The 14388-nt window shown below is 36.8% G+C and carries 12 protein-coding genes and 1 pseudogene; 10 read left to right on the forward strand and 3 right to left on the reverse strand.

All coding sequences use genetic code 11. From position 1 onward, the window contains the following. Positions 1–63: 63 nt before the first annotated feature. The 5 genes from MRY82_04625 to MRY82_04645 all read left to right on the forward strand — a co-directional run bounded on the left by MRY82_04625 (position 64) and on the right by MRY82_04645 (position 4000). Positions 64–405 (forward strand): PadR family transcriptional regulator, encoded by a 342-nt coding sequence (locus MRY82_04625; protein MCI5072213.1) that lies wholly within the window; start codon positions 64–66, stop codon positions 403–405. A 7-nt stretch (positions 406–412) separates the two neighbouring features. Beyond that, positions 413–1351 (forward strand): hypothetical protein, encoded by a 939-nt coding sequence (locus MRY82_04630; protein MCI5072214.1) that lies wholly within the window; start codon positions 413–415, stop codon positions 1349–1351. A 164-nt stretch (positions 1352–1515) separates the two neighbouring features. Further along, positions 1516–2550 (forward strand): response regulator, encoded by a 1035-nt coding sequence (locus MRY82_04635; GenBank protein ID MCI5072215.1) that lies wholly within the window; start codon positions 1516–1518, stop codon positions 2548–2550. Positions 2551–2679: 129 nt separating this feature from the next. Further along, the gene (locus tag MRY82_04640) at positions 2680–3057 is read left to right on the forward strand and encodes a DUF309 domain-containing protein (GenBank protein MCI5072216.1); all 378 of its coding nucleotides are present in this window, start codon (positions 2680–2682) and stop codon (positions 3055–3057) included. Further along, the gene (locus MRY82_04645; GenBank protein ID MCI5072217.1) at positions 3050–4000 is read left to right on the forward strand and encodes a lytic murein transglycosylase; all 951 of its coding nucleotides are present in this window, start codon (positions 3050–3052) and stop codon (positions 3998–4000) included. Before MRY82_04640 ends, MRY82_04645 begins: the two co-directional genes overlap by 8 nt. Here MRY82_04645 and MRY82_04650 read toward each other — a convergent pair. Then, entirely contained in the window at positions 3997–4641 is a 645-nt protein-coding gene (locus MRY82_04650; protein ID MCI5072218.1) for a DedA family protein, read from the reverse strand. The two genes, MRY82_04645 and MRY82_04650, sit on opposite strands and share 4 nt — an antisense overlap. A gap of 247 nt (positions 4642–4888) precedes the next feature. Here MRY82_04650 and MRY82_04655 point away from each other — a divergent pair, with 247 nt between their 5' ends. The 4 genes and pseudogenes from MRY82_04655 to MRY82_04670 all read left to right on the forward strand — a co-directional run bounded on the left by MRY82_04655 (position 4889) and on the right by MRY82_04670 (position 9624). Continuing rightward, on the forward strand, positions 4889–6529 hold the full coding sequence (locus MRY82_04655; protein ID MCI5072219.1) for a sigma-54 dependent transcriptional regulator: 1641 nt from the start codon (positions 4889–4891) through the stop codon (positions 6527–6529). After that, positions 6529–7308 (forward strand): helical backbone metal receptor, encoded by a 780-nt coding sequence (locus MRY82_04660; GenBank protein ID MCI5072220.1) that lies wholly within the window; start codon positions 6529–6531, stop codon positions 7306–7308. The genes MRY82_04655 and MRY82_04660 overlap by 1 nt, the downstream gene beginning before the upstream one ends. Positions 7309–7326: 18 nt before the next feature. Then, the gene (locus tag MRY82_04665; protein ID MCI5072221.1) at positions 7327–9393 is read left to right on the forward strand and encodes a protein kinase; all 2067 of its coding nucleotides are present in this window, start codon (positions 7327–7329) and stop codon (positions 9391–9393) included. 96 nt (positions 9394–9489) lie between these two features. Beyond that, positions 9490–9624 (forward strand): annotated as a pseudogene (locus MRY82_04670) (prepilin-type N-terminal cleavage/methylation domain-containing protein). Positions 9625–10383: 759 nt separating this feature from the next. Here the strand turns inward: MRY82_04670 and MRY82_04675 are convergent. Further along, the gene (locus MRY82_04675) at positions 10384–11745 is read right to left on the reverse strand and encodes a DUF2330 domain-containing protein (protein MCI5072222.1); all 1362 of its coding nucleotides are present in this window, start codon (positions 11743–11745) and stop codon (positions 10384–10386) included. A 91-nt stretch (positions 11746–11836) separates the two neighbouring features. Next, positions 11837–12454, reverse strand: a complete 618-nt coding sequence (locus MRY82_04680; protein MCI5072223.1) for a hypothetical protein — start codon at positions 12452–12454, stop codon at positions 11837–11839. Positions 12455–12497: 43 nt separating this feature from the next. Between MRY82_04680 and MRY82_04685 the strand changes: the two genes are divergently transcribed. Beyond that, on the forward strand, positions 12498–14330 hold the full coding sequence (locus MRY82_04685; protein ID MCI5072224.1) for a bifunctional homocysteine S-methyltransferase/methylenetetrahydrofolate reductase: 1833 nt from the start codon (positions 12498–12500) through the stop codon (positions 14328–14330). Positions 14331–14388: the final 58 nt, after the last annotated feature.

Consider the following 14388-nt stretch of genomic DNA (forward strand, 5'->3'; position numbering starts at 1 on the left):
AAAAATTAAAAAACATAAAAAACCTTTTGACACCTTATACTTTGTAATGCTAGGTATCTTTTTATGCCAAGCGGTTTAGACAATTGGAAAACACAAGTTAGAAAAGGTTACTTGGAAATGTGCATCTTGTTGGTGATACAAACTCATAAGAGCCTGTATGGTTTTGACTTAATAGAAAAGCTGCATAACTTGGATTTAAATGTCAAAGAAGGAACCTTGTACCCATTGCTCAATAGAATGAGCAGTGAAGGAATACTTAAAACCCATTGGCAAACAGAAGGTAATAAGGGTCACCCAAGAAAGTTTTATGCCTTGACAGCTGAAGGTGAAGCATTTTTGCAGTTGATGCAAGAAGAGTTTAGCCGTATGTCCAAGGTGTTCAAACAGTTAACAAAAAAAAGGTAAGGTGAATATGTCCATCAATCCAAAATTAGAAGTGTACTTAACCCAGCTGGATAAAGCGTTAGGGCCAATCTCTGTCAGTGAAAAAGCTGAGATTGTTTCTGAAATAAAAAGTCATGTTTTAGATGCACAAGAAAACAATCCAGAAAAAAGCATGTCCTCTATTTTAAAGTCTTTTGGTGAACCAGAAGCGGTGGCCACGCGCTACTTAACAGAGAGAGGTTTAAAGCCGGCTACACCCGCTAAACGACAGGTTGTAAAATGGCTAACGCTTGGTTTTTTGGGGACGGTTGCTATGGTGTTGTTGTTTGCACTGGTTCTTATTTGGAAGTTTACACCCTTGATAAAAGTGCATGATGTTGATGGTAGAGAAAAAGTAGAGCTTTTGGGAGGGATGCTTAAAGTTGACGTTGATGAAGATACATTCTCTTTTGATGGTGATGATGTTGACTTTAAGTTTAACTTTAGTTCAGATGATGATGATCATCATTGGCTAAAAGATGCTCGACAAGTTGATATACAGCAATTTAAGCTTTTACATATTTTATTCAACAACGGCATGATGGAGTTGAGCAATCATGATGAAGCCGAGCTTGCATGGAAATGTAAATTAAGAGGAGAGCCGGTAAATAATACTGTTAAGGAGGAAGGCGAGGTTTTGTTGATAGACCTAACAAGCTCTGAAAAAGCCAAATGCAGTATTCGTATGCCGCAAGACCTAAAATTAAAAGTTGAAGGTAAAAATGGCAAGGTTGAATTGATTGAGCCCAAGCAGGATGCAGATATAGCCTTACTTAACGGTAAGTGTGAGATTGACCCTGAATATGGAGTTAAGTATCGCTATGATTTACAAGTCAATCAAGGAAAAATGGATGACTTTGTGTCTTCATCCAGCAAAGAAGCTGTGCAAATAAAAGTTAGGGTAAAAAACGGCGTTATCAGTAAATAGTGGGTAAAAAATAGACAGCTTTATATAAAAATAAACAGTATTTTTTTAAGTTACTAATTTTATTGGTTTAATAAAATTATTATTTTTAATAAAAGTTACGATAAATGTAAAAATTATGTATAATGGGTATAGAATGTGCAACAGACCTATGGAGATCGACAAGCATGAAAGACGCCCATTTAACCGCATCAAAATTTACCGATAATATCATTGTTTATGTAGATGATGAGCAAGACAATTTAACCAGCTTTGAAATGCATCTAGAAATGGATTTTGTCATTAAAACTTTTGCAGATCCAATCGAGGCTTTACACTATGTTCAAAATGAACCTAGAGTAGCTATTTTAATTGTTGACCAGGTCATGCCTAGACTGAGTGGTTTAGAGTTGGCAAGGCAGGCCAAAGAAAACAATCCTTTGATGATTTGTATGATGATAACCGGTAATGCAACCAAGCAGTTAGCCATTGAAGCAGTCAAAGACAATACTTTTTGGGATTTTGTCGAAAAGCCTGTTGACTTTGGTTCCTTTGAAATGAGTCAAAAATTGGTTAGAGGTTTAGAGAAATATGTACTGGAAAAAACCAAGTTAGATTACAGAGAAGGTACTTTTGAACTTTTAGCCATGCTCATTGATGATAAAGATGGTCATACCCATAGACATTCCAAACGTGTCTGTGAATGGGCAATGAAAATTGGTAAAAAAATGGATTTAAGTAAAACAGAGTTGATGCGTTTGCAAGAAGGCGCCATGGTCCATGATATTGGTAAGATCAGTATTCCCGATGATATTTTAAAGAAACCTGGTCGGATCAGTGCTTTAGAGAGAAAAATCATTCAGACACATCCTGGCCGAGGTGGAGATATTTTAGAAAGCATACCGCAGTTAAGAGATTTAGCTCCCATGGCCAGAGACCACCATGAACGTCCAGATGGAAAAGGTTATCCTCGTGGCCTAGTTGAAGATGAAATTGATTTATTAACTTCTATTGTTGCTTTGGCAGATTTTTTTGAAGCACTCAGTGCCAAGCGTCCTTATAAAGAGCCCTGGGCCATTAAAGATATTGTTACTGAAATTGCAAAAAACAAAGGCACACAATTCAAAGGGAGTGTTGTTGATGCTCTGTTTGATGTGCTTAAAGAAGAAAAACTCATTGGTGAAAAAGCCTTGGAAGAGGTTATCCAAAGTATCGCAGCTTGAACATGTTCCAAAAACATGCCCAGCTATTTAGAGTGCAACGCCAAGGTTGGTGTTGATAAGCTTGGTCCGTAAATAAAATAGCATACTTTTTTTTTGAATATTCTGACTTTTAGGGCATAATAGATCTACGTGGCTTACCAAGATCGCTATCTATTGTTTATAGAATATTTTAATCAATCTAAGTTTATGTCAGCTCAGACAACTTTGGATGAATTATGGTTAAAAGATCAATCAAAAGATAAAGACTTTTATGGCGGTTTAATTCAAATAGCCGTTTCTTTGTACCATCTTACCCAAGACAATCCCAGGGGTGCAGCAAAAATATATTCTAGAGCAAGAGATATGATTTTAAAGTATGGGGATGAGCACAATGACATTGCATTAAAAAAACTTAGAGATGCCTTGGATGCGCTCTATCAGCGCTCAGACTTAACGGAAATGGAACCTGGAGATCTGGTTAAACTGGTCCCAAAAATTCAAACTTTGCAAAACATCAACAATGCATAAATCTGTTTTGTTGACAGTCTGTGCAGTTTTTTTGCCTTTGCTCTGTTCTGCCAAGGCCAAGTATCATACAGTAGATAAAGCTCTCTGGCAGAAGGCGGTTGAAACAGTTCAGTCTGAGTTAAAGAAAAAACAAAAAAAACGTCCATACAAAGGGAAAATAAAAGATGCCCAAATTGATGCCTTAAGTGCAGACAAGATCTTTTTTCAAAAAGTAGCTTTAAAATTTAAACTTATGAATCATATCATGGGGGCCCCTAGAGGTGATATTTTAGATTCATATATCAATAAACAGTCACAAAAAAGGATTAAAAGTTTTTTACAGCAACACCAGAGAGCTTTTGAAGATAGTGAAAAAAAATATCAGGTCAATGCAACCGGTATAGCAGGTGTGCTCTATATTGAAACCGCCTACAATGCATCGTATATTCAGTATTATCCTGTATTAGAAAGTTTATTAACTTTGGCAGCTTTAGTGGATGATAGCTATAGAAATAATATTATTGATCAAACGATGCAATTATCAAAAGCTTACTCACCCAGTAAGAAGTGGCAAGAAAGAAGTGCTTGGGAGAACAGGGCTAAAAAAATTGGTCAACAATGGTTGCAAGAGTTGGCCGCTTTATTGTTTTTGGCAAATAAATTGTCTTGGGATCAGGCTTTTGTTAACGGCTTAGAAGGCTCGTGGGCAGGAGCCATTGGTTATAGTCAGTTTATGCCTGCAACAGCCATGCAGCATGTAAAATCAAAAGACTTTGATTTTTGGAACTGGGCAGATTCAATTGAATTTACAGCAAAAAAACTGTCTAAACATCAGTGGCATAAAGACCCCCGCAAAGCTTTATTGAAGTACAATCAAGTGTCTTGGTACGCAGAGGTGATCTTAGCCATTCATGAAAAGCTCAATCCATGGTGGGAAAAGCTATCCGCTAAACCTACAGTTTAAACTAGGTCTTTAGGTTTATTTTTTTTAAAGAATCTAAAAAGCAAGGCAATTAAAACAACGAGGGCAATGACCGCCAAGGCAATGCCAGTCAGAGAGCTTTGATACTGTTGTATAAACAGTTTAACTTGACTCAATTCACCATCAAATTTCTTTAAAAGCAGTATAGAGCACAACATAAAAAGACTGACACTGATCATGGATGCAATTAAATCATATACAATAAACTTGTTTCTTGGCATTCTTAAAATGCCAGAGCTTAAAAAAATAGCAGACCTTACGCCCAATAATAGTCTACCAAGGATAATGACTTTGTAGCCATAACGATGAATGTAATGACTGATTTTATGCATGGTATTTTCATTGAAGTTTTGTTTAAAGAAGGGGTGTTGAAAAATCTTAAATCCTAAGTATTTTCCAATGCTGTATAAACAAAAGTCTGCAGTAGAAATAGCAAAAATAGCCATGATAAGCCATACAGGGCTAACAATGCGCTCTTGATAGTAAAGAACAGATAAAAATAAAAGAGCAATTTCTTCCGGGATGGGGATACCAATTCCGCTAACCATCAAGCTTGTGTATATAGCGAGTAGCCACACATAAGTGTTGGCATTTGCCATAAAATCTAAAGACGCTTCAAACATAATTTTAAAGCACTCTAATGCTTTTTTTTAACAATAAGCAATGTTTTTATGAATTTTAATTGAAGCCCTAAAGCCAAGGGATGATGTGCTGTAAAGCCTAAGGCGTATCGGATAAAGACAATATGGTTTTGATATTAAAAAAGGGAATCTTTTTTTAAAATGTAAACTTTTTTATTGATATGTAATAAAAGTTACGGTACGATAAAATTGTATGAATTCAAATACTTCTATAGAAAAGGTTCCCCACATGTCTGAAAACTCTAAACATAAAGAAGCAGGTCAAGCAAGTAGCTCTGAAAATATAAGCTTAAACTGGAAAAGGGTTGAGAACTTGCGTGTGACACGTAAACTGGTCAATGCTTTAAAAAACTTAGAAATTAAATCGTTGTATTTGGTGCCTGCCAATCGCAGAAAAGATGCAAGAAAAAAGTATCTGGGTTACGGCACAAAAAAGATGATGTTTGAAGCTGAAATTAACTTTGTTTTGGATGAAAAATCAAAGTTGATTGAAAAAATAAAATCAAACCCTACAGCCTGGAACGACTATAAAAATGATTGTATTGAAACTTTGTCAGAAGCCTTAATTGCAGAAGATACCGTGGTTAAAGAAGATTCTCTTGGCTTTATTCAAATGGCATGTGGGGTAAGAATTAAAGATGAAGTCGTAGGGGTATTAAGGTGTGATGGCATAGTCTCGGGAAAACCCAATGATTTAACCAATGCCAAAATTTTTGAACAGTTATCCAGCCTAAAAATAGACCAAAAAGAGTTTAAAGCCTTGGTCAAAACTTTGCCATTTTTTACCAGTGAAAAAGTTGCGGTGGTGAGTAATGTATTGACCATGCTCAGTGAAGAAATTGGTTCATTCTTAGAAGAGTCCGTGAAAGAAAATGAATCAACGGCTGACTCTGGGCAACATAATCATAGTGGTTTGATTACACGTAATCCTATGATTTTAGAGATTATTCGGCAAATAAAATTGATTGGTTCTTCGGATAGTTCAGTTATTATTTATGGAGAGTCAGGAACGGGTAAGGAGCTTATTGCCAATTTAATTCACAAAAATTCAACACGTCAAAATAAGCCTTTTGTTACCATTAATTGTGCAGCATTAACTGAAACGATTTTAGAAGCTGAGTTGTTTGGTTATAAAAAAGGAGCCTTTACGGGGGCTGGGGCGGACAAAAAAGGTTTATTTGAGGTTGCAGATAAAGGCACCATCTTTCTCGATGAAGTAGGTGAGATGAGTTTATCCTTGCAAGTAAAAATATTGCGCTTAATTCAAGAAGGAACCTTCATGCGTGTGGGTGATACACAGATGCGTAAAGTAGATGTTAAGGTTGTATCAGCTACGCACCGAGACTTGCGACAAATGATAGAGTTGGGAAAGTTTAGAGAAGATTTGTACTACCGTTTGGCTGTTGTAGAGTTATCTTTACCGCCTTTGAGAGATAGACAAAAAGATATTCCAATTTTGGTCAACCACTTTTTACAGGAGTTTCAGAAAAAAACCCAAAAAAGTGAAATCACCTTATCCAGTGAAACCTTAAAAGTCCTAGAAGAATATTATTGGCCTGGAAACGTCAGAGAAATGAGAAACGAAATTGAGCGTTTGGTTGCTTTAAATCCAAGCAACAGCATGATTAAAACCAAAGACCTGTCAAAAAAGTTTTTCTATGAAAGTCACCCAGAAAGCATGTTGGTTAGCAATGAAAATGAAGAAGGCTTTATAAAAAAATTGGTGGATGACTTTGAGCGCAACTTGTTGTTAAAGTACTTGCGCAAGCATAAATGGAATAAAACGCAAGTAGCCAAACTTTGTGGGATCACCAGACAAGGCTTAAATAAAAAAATATCCAAGTATAATTTAGATAGACGTAAATTTTGATGATTGAATTGCAACAACACAATGGAGAAACATTATCTTTGGCCAAGGTGCCACAGAAAATTGTTTCATTGGTCCCTAGCGTAACAGAAACCATGATTGAATGGGGACAAACACCCATTGCAAGAACACAGTTTTGTATTTACCCCAAAGCCGCAGTAAAAATGATTCCGCATATCAAAGGTACAAAAAATCCTAACCTCAATGCAATCAAAGACTTAAATCCAGACTTGATTATTGCCAATAAAGAAGAAAACAGACCTGAAGATATTGATTGCTTGCAAAAAGATTTTCCTGTTTGGATTAGCTATCCTGAAGATATAACGTCTACAATTAATTATATGAATGATTTGGCTAAGCTATGTCCAAATCATGAAAAAATTGAGGCTGATATTAAGAGCGTGAAACAGTATTTTTCAAAATTAAATAAAGACCCTAACAATCACAGGATTGCTTGTTTTATATGGAAAAAGCCATGGATGGTTGCTGCAGACCAAACTTATATATCAAGCTTAATTGAAAGTTATAGTAAAAATGCTTTTTCAGATTTACAGCGCTATCCAATGATTGATCTTCTTGATCTAAAAAAAAATGAAGTTACAAATGTTTTTTTGCTAACAGAGCCGTTTTGTTTTAACGATACACACAAGCAAGAGTTTGAAGATTTTTTTAATGAAAATAATCTTAAGATGTCAGTGTCAGTTTTAAATGGAGAAAATTTTACTTGGCCAGGGCCAAGATCAGTGCAAGCAATAGAAGAAATGAAAAGGGTTTTAAATTAATATAGGGTTAAAAGAGTAATGCAGCCAGTTAAATTTGGAAAATACATGTTGGTCGACATGATTGCATCAGGCGGGATGGCAGAGATCTATAAAGGCTTTGCTAAAAGTGCTGATAAAAAAATGTATTCCATTGCAATTAAGCGGATTTTACCTCAATTTGCCAAAGATGAAGAGTTTGTTGCCTTGTTACTAGATGAAGCAAAAGTGATGGTCTATATGAATCATCCTAATATTGTTTCTATTATAGAATTTGGTAAAGTGGATGAAAGCTACTACATTGCTATGGAGTATGTAGAGGGTCCAACGCTACAAAAACTATTTAAAAAAGTACGGGCAAAAAATGAGCTGCTGCCAGTCCCTATTGCGTTGTTTATTATCAGAGAAATAGCGCAAGGCTTAGGCTATGCTCACAGAAAACTAGATAGTGATGGCAATGCCATGAATATTGTGCATAGAGATATCAGCCCGGCCAATATTTTAATTTCTTTTGCTGGAGATGTTAAAATTACAGACTTTGGTATATCCAAGGCAGCCAATCAAAATCATCATACACAAGTGGGGATTATCCGCGGTAAAACCGGTTATATGTCACCGGAACAGACCCGTGCTGGAATGGAGATTGATGGTCGCAGTGATTTGTTTTCTTTGGGCGTTATCATGTATGAGCTGCTTACGGGCAAACGTTTGTTTAAAGCAGATTCGGTTCCAAAAGCATTAAAAATGGTAAGAGAAGGTGAGATTCCTCCAATTAGTCAATTAAGACCCGGTCTCCCAGCCAGTTTAGAAAATATTGTTTACAGAGCATTGCAACGTAATCCCAGTGAACGGTTCCAAAGTGGTGAAGATTTTTGCGATGCTTTGAATGAGTTTTTAACCAAATACTCGGCAGCAAAAAACTTTACACGCGTCACACACAATGATTTGCAAAAATATGTTCATAATTACTTTGCGCATTCTATTGAAGAGACAAGAGCCTTTATGCAGCAATATGAAAATATTGAAGAAACCATTTCTAGGCAAATGACTGCCTCAAAAAATATTGATAGAACATTAACTGAACCCAAAGTTTTGGTTGCAAATCCAAACTTTGACGGTGAAACACTCTCGTCAGGCGGTATGAATATAAGTCAGTTGGAAGACAGTATTGCCACTGGCGGTTCAGTGAGTCATATGGACTCATCTGGGACTTATACCAAAGCCAAAGAAGCAAAATATTCTTCAGGGTATTTGTGGGTAAAAAAACTTATGCTACCAGTTATGATTTTTGTTTTTACAGGAATCATTGTGGCTGGTTTTATGATGAAAAAAAATAAAAAGAAAAACATTTCAAGTGTGGAAATGCCAGTGTACTCAAATCCTGCAGGAGCTGAGATATATATAGATAATATACGTTGGCCAGATAAAACACCAACCAAGATAACGCTGTTAGAAAAAAAAGAAGTCACCATTTTGTTTAAAAAACAAGGTTATAAAAACTTAATCAGAGTTTTAAACCCTACGGAAGACTCGCAATCACTTAATGTTACTTTAGAAGAAGGAAGCTCAGCGGGTACAAGGGGAACCGTTATTGTCTCAACCGATCCAAAAGGGGCAACAGTTTACCTGGATGGAGAAAAAATTGATGGCACAACACCTTTAGAAGTAAAAGTGGCCATTGGTAAAGACAGTAAAATAACCATAGAAAAAAATGGTTACAAAACCGCACAAACCTATGTCAATATGGCTGAACTTGAAGTGATTGAAAAATCAATTGTTCTTTCCAGAGATGATACTAGACGTTACAGAGTAACACCACCCAAGGTTAAACCTTTGCCCAAGCTTGGTGGAAAGGCATCAAAGAAACAACCGGTTGCTAGGATTAATCTTAGTGTGGCAACCTCGCCTTGGGCAGAAGTGTTTTTAGACGGAAAGAAAGTGGGGGTATCTCCTTTTGTAGGTTTAAAAGTTAAGCCAGGTCGTCATAAGATTCGTTTTGAAAATAAACAGTTTAATTTAAAACCCATGACCGTGACGGTGACGTTTCCAAAAGGTACAGATATAAAGTGTATCTATGATCTTAATAAACGTAGCGGCAACTGTGAGTGATTTTTTAGCATAAAAATATATTGATGTTTCAATACATCATAAAAAAGTTTTTTTTGTAGATTGTATGTGCTTTATGTACAATCTTTAGAAGTTGTTATGAGAAATTTAAAAAAAGAAAAATTAAATGGATTTACATTGCTTGAGTTGATGGTAGCCATAGCTATAGGGAGTATACTGCTGGCCATAGCAATACCCGCATATTTAAACTACATTAAAAAATCAAAGTTATCTGAAGGTTATTTGATGTTACAAAAAATAGTTCATGGTGTCTATGCTACATATCATAAACCCCTATTGGTAAAAATTGATGGTGATACATACTTTGGTGAAAATCGTTTTCCCTTGGGACATACGCCGTTGAATAATGTTGGATATATTCAAAATGGAACTCGTTATAGCAGTTATGCTCCAAAACCGGATAAAGATAATGAAATAAGAATTAAAATAGAAGATCCTGTGTGTTATGCTCAAGACAGTGTAGCTAAACGATGTGGAGCAATACAATCTTTTACTCCAAGTATATTTGATAACCTTGGTTTTGACTTACAAGTGGTTGGAGGAAATTATAAGTTTTTAACTGACTCCTACTTTATTCCAGTCATAAAAACCCATCAAGACTTGGTAAATATCTTAACAGCCGAGGGCCATCCTGCCGTTTATAGAAAAAATAACAGCTATGGTGTAGGAATTCATCACACAGCCATTGTCTCAGTGGTGGCTGATTTGGATGGTGATTTAGACATGACCATAGGCACGGACAGGGTTTGTGCCAATAATGCGGCACGGTTTTCTTTACATTCACCTCGAGCAACCTATATTTCAAGAATATTGTACATTGATCAAAATACCGGTGAGTTAGAAAGCAGCGCTGGCCTTCTACAAGAAAACTTAGGTGAGTAAAAGCCTGTAACAACTGTTATCTAGTTAAAATGTTTCTAAACATATAAAGTCACTTTTAAATAAAATGTAAAAATATAGAGTTAAGATAAATTAACCCCAAATTTTTTGCCACCAGCTTTTCTTTTTCTCTGACTTCTTTTCTTTAGGCTTTAAGTCTACTTTTTTACGAATATCATTGATATCCCAGCGGGTCAGATTGGCTAGGTTTTGTGCCCAATTTTCTTTTCTTAATTCAAGTTGATCAAAATAAGCTTTGGCTGCATTACACTCACTCACTTTACCTTTCCAAGGATGATGAATGATGTAGCGTGATTGAAAGTTTTGCTGATCTTGTGTTTCTTTAAAAACAATATCTTGAGGAAAAGTTTTATTATTGTAACGGGCGTGTAAACGAGTAACTTTTACTGGCTGAGCTTGTTGGGGCATCCTTCTAGGCATGATGGTTCCTGGATTGGGTTGAATAGGGTAGTTTTTTTTATCATCCAACCAAAATACACCCAGAGACTTAAGTTCTTCATTGCTTAAAGGATCGGCTGCACATGGATCACACCAGCCCATATCCCAAAAATATTCTGTAAAAATGCTTTGGCCGCCTTCTTTTTTAACTTGGGCAGAAAAGGTGTCTTTATAAAATTGAGCAAAGTCATTTTGCACATATTCTGGCAATTCAATATTACTGGGGAACTTAACGGTTCTATAATTGCTGGACTCAACACGGCCGTCTTTAGTCAAAATATAAATAATAATATCTTGATCACCTTTGGCATTGATGGTGCCCAAGCGTATAGGCAACATAAACTTGTTACTTTCAAAAGCAACTTGTAGTGGGTTAAGGTAACTCAAGCCTGTTTTGTTTTGTTCTTTGATATTGACTTTGGCCACAAAAAACTTCATCCCAGATTTTATATAAGGTTTTAAGGCTTTTTGTGCTTGATCGGGAATTTTATAACCATTTTGGGTAAGCCAGGTTTCTAGACCTTTGGATTCTTTTGCAGATAAAATAACAATATCATATTCACCAACAGTATATTCTGCTTCCACTGTTACACCCAAACTTTTGGCAGAAGCTTTTCCTTTAGCCCTACCAAGCTGAGCAGTAGGCGCACTGCTCATTTCCATGGTTCGTCTGTATACTTGCTGACAGGGATTGCGATCAAAATATTCTACCAGACGCGGGGCTGTATAACTATCCAAGTGTTCAATGGTAGCCTTATCACCGATATGAATTTGATCTTTTTTAAGAACAGAAGGAACAGGAATAACAACAGCAAAATCTTTAAGGTCACCTTGATAATCATTCATCATACTGATGACTGTTTTGTTGTCGTGTCTAACCATAACAACTTTTGAGGCTTGGTTAAATAATTTTGCATCTGCTTTGGCAACATAAAAGCCACAAAAAGCATAAAGATTGCTGCTGACAAACAATAAAACAAGTAAAATATTTTTCATAGAAAAGATCCTCAAGGTAAGTTTAAAGAAATTTTAATATACCGCGTCTGAGCATTTATGCCAAAAAATGCTATTTTTGAACCATAAAAAATTAACGATTAGAAATAAGATCTTGGTGAATCAAGTCATCTTTATTCAAAAAAATTAAGGGCTTGTGAATATAACGCGCACCTGGAATGTAAGGGAAAAGTATGCCCACACAGTCTTGGTTAAGGGTTACATTGATACTGCGGACTGTATTGTCTTGCCAGTTTCTTTGTGGAGGAGAAATGCTTATAGGACTTTGAGTACAAGCAACAGGTCTATAAAAAAAGGCATCGAAGGCTTGGGCATTGTTAGATATGGGTGAGATTGACCCTAAAAAACGCTGACGTTGATAGGGTTTTGTCGGTTCATCAATCACCAATGAAAAGTAACTTTTTTTGTGCAAATCATCCGTGGCAAAGCGAATGTAGTTGTGTTTTAAAATGGTGTTTTCTTGGCCTACCGCCAGCCATACACTGCTCTCAAGTTCTTTGTAAACTCCCAGCAGTCTGTTTTGATTTTGTGCAATGGCTTTTTGTTGCTGGATATAGCTTTGGTTGTAACTCGGATTTTGGTAACTGGCTTGGGGTTGACTGGCAAAATTGTCATTGTCTGTGCAAGATAATAAGAGTAAAAGGGTGAAGCTAAAGCATAAAAAAGTAAATTTTCTAATAACGCATAGCATTCTTCTTGAGTTACCACTAAGTTGATGTATTGTAAAGATTCAGATGAACAAACAAAAAGGCAGCTTTTTAGACTATATTCATAATGGTAACATTCTTATTGCTGATGGCGGTATGGGAACCTTACTATCGCAATCTGTTAATCCCAATACCTGTGTTGAAGCATTAAACTTAACGGCCCCAGAAAAAGTTGAACAAGCCCATGCATCGTATATTGAGGCGGGCAGTCAACTGATTGAAACCAACAGCTTTGGCATCAATTATCATAAACTTAAGCCTTATAAACTTGAAGATAAAGTGGAAGAGCTGTGTACAGCTGCAGTTACGCAAGCAAAAAAAGCCAGAGCCAACAAACCAGTTTGGATTGCTGGTTCAGTTGGCCCTTTAACTCAACGCCGAAGAGAGTTAGACCTCTACACAGAAGATGATATTCAGGGAATGTACCTTGAGGCCATGCAAGCTCTGGCCAATGCTGGAGTTGACTTAATTGTTTTAGAAACCTTTACCCGTATCTCTGATTTGGATGTAGCCTTAAGTCAGGCCAAAAAAATAGGACTCCCCATTTTAGCTCAAATGGCTTTTGGAGATCATGGTGTAACGGATGAAGGTGTTTCAGTAGAGAAATTTAAGCAGGTGACTCAAAACCTTGCTGCCGATGCCATTGGGAGCAATTGTAAAATTGGCCCACACTTGGTGTCCAGTGTCGTTCATATGCAATCACAAGGCTCACAAAAACCTATTTCAGTTTTTCCAAATGCCGGCTATGCACAGCAAGTGGATGGTCGATACGTTTATGGAGCTTCTCCAAAGTACTTTGCACAAAAATTAGCCGAGTGTGTGAGTGAAGGCGCCCAAATTTTAGGAGGCTGTTGTGGTACGAGTCCAGAACACATTCAAGCACTTCATGCTTTGCTTGAAAGCCAAAATATTAAGCAAGTAGAGCTTAGAAAGCCAGCGCAAATTGAAGTAGAAAGTTCTCCCCATCAAGGTGATCACCATGATAACGCGGTTTTAGCTAAAATAAAAAGCCCACAGATCTTTACTACAGTTGAAGTGGAGCCTCCCAAAGATCTTAACCTATCTCGAAGTTTAGAAAATATTCAAATGCTTTGCCAAGCCGGCTGTGATGCTTTGAATATCCCAGATAACCCTTTGTCCATTGTGCGGCCAGACCATGTTATTTTTGCAGATATTGTTAAACAACATGCTGATATTCCGGTTATTTTACATTTAACCTGTAGAGATAAAAACTTAATTGCTTTAAGGTCCAATATTTTAGGAGCCATGATGGCCAAAGTGGATTCTATTTTAGCTGTGACTGGTGACCCCGCGTCTTTAGGCGGGCACCCAGGAGCAACATCGGTGTATGATGTGCAATCGGTGGGTTTAATTGAACTGATTGATAGCATGAACGAGCAGATGCAACAATCGCATCCTTTAAGCATTGGTGTGGCGTTTAACCCCAATATTAAAGGCGAATTGGGTGTTAAAACAGCCATGGATAAACTGGCAAAAAAAATTAAGGCCGGAGCCCACTTTATAGAGACGCAACCCATTTTTGATTTGGAAAAATTAGAGTTTATGACGCAACAAAAACAAGCCATGCAACTGCCCGTCTGTTTAGGCATTATGCCCTTGTTGGGGCAAAAAAATGCAGAGTTCTTGCACAATGAAGTCCCGGGCATGAAAATTCCTAAAGAAATTAGACAAAGGCTGACAGGACTAAAACGCCAGGCTGCTCAGCAAGAAGGCCTCAACATTGCCAAAGAAATCATTGACCAGGCAAAAGCCAAAGGTTTTAATAATTTTTACATCATTCCCCCCATGAAAAAATACCACCTGGCCGCAGAACTGGTGGAGCATATCCATAAAAAATAGTCCTTGTAAAAAATGCTTAGAACTTTTTTAACTTGCATTTAAAAACACTGCATCAAAA

This window comes from bacterium (assembly GCA_022763185.1).
GTDB lineage: Bacteria > Bdellovibrionota_G > JALEGL01 > JALEGL01 > JALEGL01 > JALEGL01.